The 8,898-nt window shown below is 75.1% G+C and carries 8 protein-coding genes and 2 tRNA genes; 6 read left to right on the top strand and 4 right to left on the bottom strand.

From position 1 onward, the window contains the following. Window positions 1–372: 372 nt before the first annotated feature. Window positions 373–969 carry a sugar O-acetyltransferase gene (locus ACTUAL_RS22130; RefSeq protein WP_440901587.1) on the bottom strand — a complete coding sequence of 199 codons (597 nt, stop codon included), beginning with the start codon at window positions 967–969 and terminating at the stop codon, window positions 373–375. Window positions 970–1,084: 115 nt separating this feature from the next. Between ACTUAL_RS22130 and ACTUAL_RS22125 the strand changes: the two genes are divergently transcribed. From ACTUAL_RS22125 to ACTUAL_RS22110, 4 genes are all read left to right on the top strand, one after another. Continuing rightward, entirely contained in the window at window positions 1,085–1,495 is a 411-nt protein-coding gene (locus tag ACTUAL_RS22125) for a YybH family protein (RefSeq protein ID WP_440901586.1), read from the top strand. A 33-nt stretch (window positions 1,496–1,528) separates the two neighbouring features. Beyond that, a tRNA-Gly gene (locus ACTUAL_RS22120) sits at window positions 1,529–1,602 on the top strand. A gap of 165 nt (window positions 1,603–1,767) precedes the next feature. Then, window positions 1,768–1,845 (top strand) — tRNA-Ala (locus ACTUAL_RS22115). A 19-nt stretch (window positions 1,846–1,864) separates the two neighbouring features. Continuing rightward, the gene (locus ACTUAL_RS22110; protein ID WP_440901585.1) at window positions 1,865–3,229 is read left to right on the top strand and encodes an SDR family oxidoreductase; all 1,365 of its coding nucleotides are present in this window, start codon (window positions 1,865–1,867) and stop codon (window positions 3,227–3,229) included. A gap of 15 nt (window positions 3,230–3,244) precedes the next feature. On the opposite strand, the gene ACTUAL_RS22105 is transcribed toward ACTUAL_RS22110, so the two are convergent. The 3 genes from ACTUAL_RS22105 to ACTUAL_RS22095 are packed head-to-tail and all read right to left on the bottom strand — an operon-like array spanning window position 3,245 to window position 7,305. Next, complete coding sequence (locus tag ACTUAL_RS22105) at window positions 3,245–5,074, bottom strand: AAA family ATPase (RefSeq protein ID WP_440901584.1); 1,830 nt, start codon at window positions 5,072–5,074, stop codon at window positions 3,245–3,247. After that, entirely contained in the window at window positions 5,071–6,480 is a 1,410-nt protein-coding gene (locus ACTUAL_RS22100; protein ID WP_440901583.1) for a vWA domain-containing protein, read from the bottom strand. Before ACTUAL_RS22100 ends, ACTUAL_RS22105 begins: the two co-directional genes overlap by 4 nt. Window positions 6,481–6,486: 6 nt before the next feature. Continuing rightward, on the bottom strand, window positions 6,487–7,305 hold the full coding sequence (locus tag ACTUAL_RS22095) for a hypothetical protein (protein WP_440901582.1): 819 nt from the start codon (window positions 7,303–7,305) through the stop codon (window positions 6,487–6,489). A gap of 209 nt (window positions 7,306–7,514) precedes the next feature. Between ACTUAL_RS22095 and ACTUAL_RS22090 the strand changes: the two genes are divergently transcribed. Together ACTUAL_RS22090 and ACTUAL_RS22085 are read left to right on the top strand one after the other, a co-directional pair. After that, a complete protein-coding gene (locus ACTUAL_RS22090) occupies window positions 7,515–8,345 on the top strand; it encodes an SDR family oxidoreductase (protein WP_096495339.1) in 831 nt (276 codons plus the stop codon). Window positions 8,346–8,350: 5 nt separating this feature from the next. After that, window positions 8,351–8,898 (top strand): LysR family transcriptional regulator (locus ACTUAL_RS22085; RefSeq protein WP_440901581.1); only part of this gene is annotated, 548 nt, incomplete at its 3' end.

Below are 8,898 nucleotides of genomic sequence, written 5' to 3'. Positions count from 1 at the left end.
ACAGCCTGTTCGACTTCCGGGTCGACCCGGAGGGGCGGCCGTGGTTCCTGGAGGCGGGGCTGTACTGCTCGTTCGCGCCGACGAGCGTGATCACGACGATGGCCGCCGCGGCGGGGATCGGCCTGGCGGAGCTGTTCGCCGAGGCGGTCACCACCGCGGCGCGCAGGGGGTGATGCCCACGGGCCACCGCGGTCCGGTCGACGTGCTCACCTGCGGCGCCGCTTTCCGGGGTGCGGTCGGTGAGCCCGGCGAGGTCGGAGGCCTGTCGCGCGCTGCGCGCGGACGGGCGGCTGGTCCCGCGGTTCGACCGCCGGTCCGCTCACCTGCCTCGCCCCGCCCGCCCCCACCCGCCGGTCGACCGGGGAACCCGGCTCACCCCTCCCCGCCGATCTCCCGCACCACGCGGGCCGGGTTCCCCACCGCCACCACGTTCGCGGGCACGTCGCGCGTCACGACCGCCCCCGCGCCGATCACGCTGTTGTCCCCGATCGTCACCCCTGGGCACACCACCACCCCGCCCCCCAACCACACGTTGTCCCCGATCGTGATCGGCTTCGCCGCCTCCAGCTTGTCGCGCCTCGGCTCCGGCTCCACGGGGTGCGTGGGGGTCAGCAGCTGCACCCCCGGCCCGAACTGGCAGTCCTCGCCGATCGTGATGGGCGCGACGTCCAGCGCCGTCAGGTTGTAGTTGACGAACGTCCGCGCCCCGATCCGGATGTTCTCGCCGTAGTCCACGAACAGCGGCGGCTTCACCACCACGCCCTCGCCGACCTCGCCCAGCACCTCGGCGAGCAGCCGCCGCGCCTCCTCGTCCCGGCTCGCGGTGAACGCCACCCGGTACTCCTCCAGCAGCGCCAGCGCCCGCCGCGCGATGCGCTCGCTCTCCGGGTCGTCGGCGATGTACGGCTCGCCCGCGAGCATCCGCTCCCGGTTGGTCCTGGGGTCGCCCGCGAAGTAGTCCCTCGGCATGTGTACGAACGTACCACTGCCGCTCCGCTCCGCCGGGTGGGTGCGCCGCACCCTGGTCCGCGTGATCACCCGCGCCTAGCGTCGATCCCGTCCACCACCGAAGGGAGTCACCCCCATGACCACCGTCGAGCAGCTCCACCGGGCCTGGGTCTTCGGCTGGGAGCGCGCCCCGCACGACCCGCCGTTCGACTTCGCCGCCGCCCAGGGCCGCCACTACGCCGAGGGCGAGGTCCTGCTCTACGACGACTTCGACCCCGAGCACCGCACCGCCCGCACCGCCCGCGAGTACGGCGCCGTCTGGGAACCGGCCTTCCGGGACCTGCGCTTGGCCCGCCACACCGTCGTCTCCGGCCCGCACGTGCTGGAGTCCGGCGACCTGGCCGCCTCCACCCTGGTGTTCGAGGTGGACCTGGAGACCGCCGACGGGACCCGCTCCCGGTTGCGCACCACCACCTCCCTGGTGTGGCGGCGCGGAGCCGACGGGTGGCGGATCGTGCGGGAGCACAACTCCTCGGTGCGGCTGTGAACCCGCGCTCCCGCCGCTAGGATGCTCAGCTGTCCGGGTCGTAGCGCAGAGGCAGTCGTCCCACCTTTCCAGGGTGGAGCACGCGGGTTCGAATCCCGCCGCCCGGACACCCCGACGTTCCCGGTAAGATCATCGGCAATGCCGGGGCCGTAGCGCAGAGGTAGACGCGCCGTTCCTCGTTCCAGGGGCGGAGGACGCGGGTTCGACTCCCGCCACCCCGGCAGCCGCGGTCCGCACCGGAGGGCCCCCGACCGGCTACGATCCCCGGCAATGCCCCGGTCGTAGCGCAGAGGCAGTCGCACTCGTCTTGCAGGCGAGGGCACGCGGGTTCGAATCCCGCCGCCGGGGCAGGCCCGAAGGGGAGGCGTGGTGCACGACGGGTTCGACGAGCCTGCCTTCCACGCCGCCCTCGCCCGGCTGCGCGCGCTCCCCGAGGACGACCCGGCCCGCCTGCGCGCCGAGCGGGCCGCCGAGTCGCTCGTCCGCGACGGCAAGCGCCGCCGCCGCAAGGCCCGCGACGCCCACCAGGCCGCCGCCGACGCGCGCACCCGCGCCGCCACCGCCACCGGCGCCACCGACCGCAGGGACGACGCCCCGCTCGCGCCCGTCCCACCCGCCGAACCGAGCCCGGCGCACCGCTCCCGCCTCTGCTACGCCTGCAAGCGCCCCTACCGCCTCGTGGACGCCTTCTACCACCTGCTCTGCCCCGAGTGCGCGAGCGACAACACCCGCCGCCGCACCGCGTCCACCGACCTCACCGGCCGCCGCGCGCTGCTCACCGGCGGGCGCGTCAAGATCGGCTTCCAGCTCGCGCTGATGCTGCTGCGCGACGGCGCCGAGCTGATCGTCACCACCCGCTTCCCGCGCGACGCCGCCCGCCGCTTCCGCGCCGACCCGAGCAGCGCGGACTGGCTGCACCGGCTCACCGTGGTCGGCGTCGACCTGCGCGACCCGCGCCAGGTGCTCGGCCTGTGCGACGACCTGCGCGCGGACGGCCGACCGCTGGACATCCTGATCAACAACGCCGCCCAGACCGTCCGCCGCCCGCCCGAGGCCTACGCCCCGCTCACCGCCGCCGAGACCGGCCCGCTGCCGCCCGGCGCCCTGCTCGCCCCCGGGTACCGCGCCGCGCTCCCGGTCGACCAGAGCCGCGCCGCCCTCGAACTCGTGCTCGCGGACGGGGCCGCCGACCTCCCCACCGGCGCCGTGCCCGCCCGGCTGGACGAGGCTGGCCTGGTCCCGGACACCGCGCCCACCAACTCCTGGTCCGCGCGCCTCGGCGAGCTCGACCCCGCCGAGGTCCTGGAGACCCAGCTGGTCAACGCCTTCGCCCCGGCCCTGCTGTGCGACCGCCTGCTGCCGCTGCTGCTCGCCGCACCGGCCCCGCGCCGCTACGTCGTCAACGTCACCGCCGTGGAGGGCCGCTTCGCGGTCCGCAACAAGACCTCCGGCCACCCGCACACCAACATGGCCAAGGCCGCCCTGAACATGCTCACCCGCACCAGCGGCCCCGACCTCGCCCGCCGCGGCGTGCACATGTGCGCCGTCGACACCGGCTGGGTCACCGACGAGAACCCCGCGCCGAAGAAGGACCACCTGGCGCGGCAGGGTTTCCGCACCCCGCTGGACGTGGTCGACGGCGCCGCCCGCGTCTACGACCCGATCGTCCGGGGCGAGGCGGGCGACCCGGTCTCCGGCGTGTTCCTCAAGGACTACCGCGAAGCCGCCTGGTAGCCCCGCGACAGCGCCTCACCCCTGGCGCGGCAACGAGGTGAACGCGTCCACCCAGAACCGCTGCCGGTCGGGGGCCGCGCCCACCAGGTAGGTGGCCCGCAGCTTCGGCGGCAGCAGCACCACCAGCCGCTTCACCGCCTTCCGGTGCTTGCGCAGCTGCGACACCTCCGCGTTCGCCAGCACCCGGTGCACCACGTCGCTGTCGTCGTCGCCCTCGTCCGAGGCCTCCAGCGCCCGCCGCAACCGCGCCTCCCACACCTCCACCCGCCGCGCCAGGTCCCCGAGCCCGGCCACCGGCCGCCGCCGCTCGAACCGGTCCACCAGCGACTCCAGCGGCACCGGCGCGTACTCCCCGTCACCGAGGTAGATCAGCGCCGACTCCAGCGGCAGCCCGTGCAGGTGCAGCTTCACCAGCCGCTCGGCGGTCCGCTTGGTCACCCACGCCCGCGCGTCGTCGTCCAGGTCGTGCTTCCACCAGTCCAGCACGGTCTCCGCGGGCGCCCCGTACCGCGCGATCAGCCACTCGTTCGCGGGCACGTCGCCGGGCTCCACCACCAGCGAGGCGGTGAACCGGGTCGCCTGCGCGATGTTGTTGCGCGACACGTTCAGCTTGCGCCCCAGGTGGTACGGCGGGTTCTGGATCGCGACCTGCGCGCGCAGCCCCGCGATCGGCCGCCCGGCCAGCGACCACTCCTGCGTGATCTCCATCAGCTTCGCGAACGCCGACCGGTCCTTGGGCCGGTTGTACTCGTCCCACACCACCGCCTTCGGCCCGCTCCCGGCGAACCGCGCGGCCAGCAGCGACTCCAGCGACCCGTCCGGCGTCGGCACCGGCACGCACAGGTCCTCCACGCTGGTCACCGGCATGGAGAAGTACACCGGGTCGCGCCCCAGCTCCTCCCGCACCACCTGCCGCACCAGCGCGGTCTTCCCGCACCCCGGCGGCCCCTGCAGCAGCACCGCCCACCGGTTCCGCAGCGCCGCCCGCAGCACCCGCCGCACCGGGTCGTCCACGGTGGACGGGTTCGGCACGCCCAGCGCGTCCGCGATCCGGTCCAGCACCTCGGTGGTGCGGTCCTCGCTCCGCCCGTCCGGCAGCCGCTCCACCAGCGCCATCCGCTCGCCGTTCACCAGCGGCAGCCCCCACACCAGCGGGAACCCCTCGCGCGCGTTGGCCAGCACGTGCTCCACGGTGCGCGGCGCCAGCGCCTCCCGCAGCGCGGGGCCCAGCGAGGACCACACGTCGAACACCCCGCGCAGGTCCCAGTCCCGGAACCGCTCGGCCAGCCGCACCCGCCACGCCGTGTCGTCCGCGCCGACCCGCACCGTCACCATGCGGTCCAGCACCGCCAGGTCGTCGCGGCGCGCGCCCGTCTCGGCCAGGTCCTCGTTGTCGGTCAGGAACACCCCGACGCAGCCCAGCTCGCGCAGGTCGTGCTCGCCGAGCGTCCAGTCGCACGCCACCTGCATCAGCTGGGACTGGATCGCGGGCCCGGCCTGGAGCGAGTCGTCGACCAGCAGCACGAACGGCCTTCCCGGCTTGAGCTGGCCCATGACGAGCTGGCGCAGCACCAGCTCCCCGGTCGCCGCGTCCCGCACCGGCGCGTTCACCAGCAGGTCGTCCGGGGTGAGGTTCGCGGCGGGCACGACCACCAGGGTCTTGTCCGGGTGCGCCTCGGCCAGGTGCGAGGTGAACGTGGCCGTCTTGCCGATGCCGTGCGAGCCGAAGACCTGCCCGGTCTGACCGGTGGCGATCATGGCGTCGATGAAGTCCGCCAGCCGCGACCCCCGGCCGCGCGGCGGCGGCTCCGGGTAGGTCGCGCTGGGGCGCCAGGTGCTGCTCACGTCCGCTGTCCCGTCTGGAGAACCGGTCTGATCCGGTGGCACGCCATCTGCGGCCGGTGCGCGTCCGGCCAGTCGTCGCCGCCGGGGGTGATGAGCCAGATCCACTTGTCCGGCTCAGCCGGGGTGACGGGGGGCGCGAAGCCGTCGGTGAGCACGATGACCGCGTCCACCGGCCCGTCGAACCCCTCACCGTCCACAGCGGACCGGCCTTCGACGTGGTCCACCACCGCCCGGAAGTCCGTGCCGCCACCGCCGCGGATCGCCTGGCCGGGCGTGAACGGCACGACGGCGGTGTCGAACGCCAGCCAGCGCACCCGCGCGCCCTCGATCCGCCCCACCAGCTCCGCCATCCACGCCACCACGCCGTCCACCAGCGAGCCCGACACGTCGAGCGCGACCACCAGCGACACCTCGCGCCTCGGCCCCACCCGCGCCAGGGTCGGGTCGTGCCCGAGCGCGGCCAGCACCGCGCCGCGCTTGCGCGGGTACACCAGCCGCTCGCCGGGGCTGAGCAGCGTGCCCAGCACCCCCACCAGCCAGCGCTGCCACCAGTCGGTCACCTCGTGGTTCGAGGTCCGCCCGCGCAGCAGCCCGGCCGCGCCCAGCCCGGACCACCGCCTGCTCGCGCTCTCCGAGGTGCCGTCGGTGCGGCGCACCAGGTCCGACACCTCCGAGTCGGCGTGCCGGTTGCCCCGGCGGGCGGACAGCAGCGCGTCCAGCAGCGCCGACGAGGCCAGCGCGTCGGCGGACCCCTGGTCCAGCGGCGCCGCGCCCTCGCTCTGGTGCACGCACACGGCGGTGGGCACGGGCGGGGTCGCCATCCGCTTGAGCTCGCGGTAGATCCCGAGGTCGGTGGCGGTGAAAGCCGGGTACGCCAGGGGTTCCAGGCCGCGCCCGGCCAGGTCCTCGCGGTAGCGCTCGTGCACCGCCCCGGGGTCGACGCCGACCGGTTCCCCGCCCACCTCGGGCAGACCGGTGCGCCGCAACCGGATCAGCGCCACGTGGTTGATCGCGACCTCGGCGGCGAGCGTGAACAGCGGGTCGCCCGCCAGCTCCGGCTCGACGAACAGGTGCCGGTGCACCAGGTGCCTTGCCTCGTGGAACAGCACGAACTTCACGCCGTCCAGGCCCAGCGCCACGAAGAAGTCGGGGTTGTACAACAACAAGCAGGACCCGTCCCCGGACGCCACGACCGCCGCCGTCGGCACCGCCGTGGTCGGGACCTGGTGGCGGCACTTGGCGAACAGCCACGACGCGACCGGCGAGCCGGACAGGCCGAAGTCCAGCAGTGCCGCCTCCTTGAGCCCGCTCGCCTCCGCCACCACCTCGGGCGCCGCCGGGTTCCACGCCAGCAGCGCCTTCCGGTCGGCCAGGTCGACCACGTGCCGCCGCGCCGAGCGCTCCACCGCGCGTCAGACCCGCGTGATCGCGCCGCAGGTGCGCAGCAGCTCCGGCGCGGTGCCGGTGAACGTGGGCAGCACCTGCGCCAGCACCGACCAGGCCTCCAGGTCCTCGCCCAGTTCCTCGCGCACCAGCGGGCCCAGCGCGGCGGCGGCCTCGGCCGCGCGGTGCGGGAACGCCCACCGGCCGGTGTTCAGCACCTGCAGGACGGAGGAGGTGTTCGGGAACTCCAGCGCGTACTCGGCCGCGTCGCGCACCAGCCCCGCTTCGTACAGGCGGTCGTGGTGCTTGCGGTGCGTGGCCAGCGCGAGGCGGACCTCGTGCGGGCAGTCCACCCGGTTCGCCACCGCCCACTTCGCGTAGCCGGGCAACGGGTCCGCGCGGTCTGCGGCCACGACCGCCTCCCAGTCGTCCCAGGCGACCGCGCCCGCGGCCCGCTTGCCCGCGGACAGGGTGGTGACCGAGCGCAGCAGCGCGATCACGCCCTCGGTGGTGTCCGCGCCGTCCGGGAGCGGTGGCGGGGCGTGGTCGCACCGGGCGTAGCAGTCGAGCACCGGCAGCGGGCCCTGCGCCGGGCCGAACGGCACGCCCGTGGCGATCCGGCGGCGCAAAGACCAGTCCGGCAGGGAGTGCGCGATCGCCCGGTTGATCTCGGGGTCGTCGTTCTCCAGCCGCCACAGGATCGCGGACCTGAAGGGGGACCAGTCCGCTTGGTAGCGCTCCCGCGAGTCCTGCGGCAGGTCGATCCGCCGCCGCACGGCCGAGGCGAGGTCGGAGTCCACTGTGGACAGCAGGAAGTGCACACCCGACGTCGTCCCCGCGCGAACCATGGGCGGGAGTATCGCACTCGCGGGGCGCGCGGCGGAGCGGATTCCCGGTGGGGGAGAGGTGGAACACTCGCGGCGGGCGTGCGGCGCGCCGGTTCCGCGAGCAGGAGGTGTGCGGATTTCGCATGGCTCCGGTGCTTGATCATCGCTGGTCGGCATGGGTGCGGATCGCTAGCGTCGGTGGGGCAGCCGATCGGAGAGGAAGTGCGCGCATGTCCACCACGTGGTTCGTCACCGGGTCGTCCAGGGGGATCGGGCGGGAGATCGTCGAGCGGGTCCTGGCGCGCGGGGACCGGGTCGCCGCGACGCTGCGCGCGCCGGAGCGGTTGGACGACCTGGCCGAGCGCCACGGAGACCGGCTGTGGCGGCGTCGGCTGGACGTCACCGACACCGCCGAGGTCGAGCGCGCGCTCGCCGAGGCCGTCGCGCACCTCGGGCGGCTCGACGTGATCGTGTCCAACGCGGGCCACGGGGTGTTCGGCGCGGCCGAGGACCTGAGCGATGAGCAGGTGCGGGACGCCATCGCCACCAACCTGACCGCGTCGATCCAGCTCGCCCGGCGCGCCGTGCCGCTGCTGCGGGCGCAGGGCGGCGGGACGCTGGTGCAGCTGTCCAGCATGGGCGGGCACCTCACGTTCCCCGGCTTCGCGATCTACCACGCCACCAAGTGGGGCGTGGAGGGCTACTTCGAGGCGCTGGCGCGCGAGGTCGAGCCGTTCGGGATCAGGACCGTCCTGGTCGAGCCGGGCATGGTGCGGACCTCGTTCTACGACGCGGCCACCAGGGTCCCGGCCAGCGAGCCCTACCGCGGCGGCGTCGCCGACCAGGAGCCGCTGCCGGTGGACCGGATGCCCGGCAGCCAGTCCGGGGTGGCGCACGCGGTGATCGAGGCCGCGCTGTCCGACGACCCGCCGCTGCGGCTGCTGCTCAACTCCGACGCGCACGAGCTGGTCACCGGGGCGGTCCGGGAGCGGCTGGCGGCGTTCGAGGCGCGCAGGGACGCGGCGTTCGCCGCCGACGCCGAGCAGCCCCGCGCATACTGACCACCATGTCCGGGATGACCCTGCTGGGGCTGCGCGTGGTGGTCGAGGTCGCGCGGCGCGGGTCGTTCACCGCCGCCGCCGAGGCGCTCGGCTACACCCAGTCCGCCGTGTCCCGCCAGGTCGGGGCGATGGAGACGGCCGCGGGCGGCCCGCTGTTCGAGCGCGGCGCGCGCGGCGTCCGGCCCACCCCGGCGGGGGAGGCGCTGCTCGGGCACGCCGGGCAGGTCGTCGCGCACGTCGAGGCGGCCGAGCTGGAGATCGCCGGGCTGCGCGACCGCCTCGCCGGGCGGCTGGTCGTCGGCGCCTACCCCACGGCCGCCGCCGCGCTGGTCCCGAGCGCCGTCGCCCGGCTGCGGACCGCGCACCCCGCGCTCGCCGTGTCGCTGGGCGAGGCGGGCAGCCCCGCGCTGCTGCGCAGGCTCCGCGCCGGGCGGCTGGAGGTCGCGGTGATCGCGGTCGGCGACGGGCTGCCCGACTACGACCTGACCGGGCTGGTGGTCGAGCAGGTGCCGGGGCAGCGGGGGATGGGCGTCGCCGTGGCCGACGACCACCC

The organism is Actinosynnema sp. (genome assembly GCF_052038725.1).
This window is presented reverse-complemented; position numbering and strand designations above follow the sequence as displayed.

Excerpts from the sequence above, each read along its gene's own strand:
- ACTUAL_RS22095 (WP_440901582.1), bottom strand. The coding sequence starts at position 7,305 with ATGGTTCGCGCGGGGACGACGTCGGGTGTGCACTTCCTGCTGTCCACA.
- ACTUAL_RS22125 (WP_440901586.1), top strand. The coding sequence starts at position 1,085 with ATGACCACCGTCGAGCAGCTCCACCGGGCCTGGGTCTTCGGCTGGGAG.
- ACTUAL_RS22090 (WP_096495339.1), top strand. The coding sequence starts at position 7,515 with ATGTCCACCACGTGGTTCGTCACCGGGTCGTCCAGGGGGATCGGGCGG.
- ACTUAL_RS22130 (WP_440901587.1), bottom strand. The coding sequence starts at position 969 with ATGCCGAGGGACTACTTCGCGGGCGACCCCAGGACCAACCGGGAGCGG.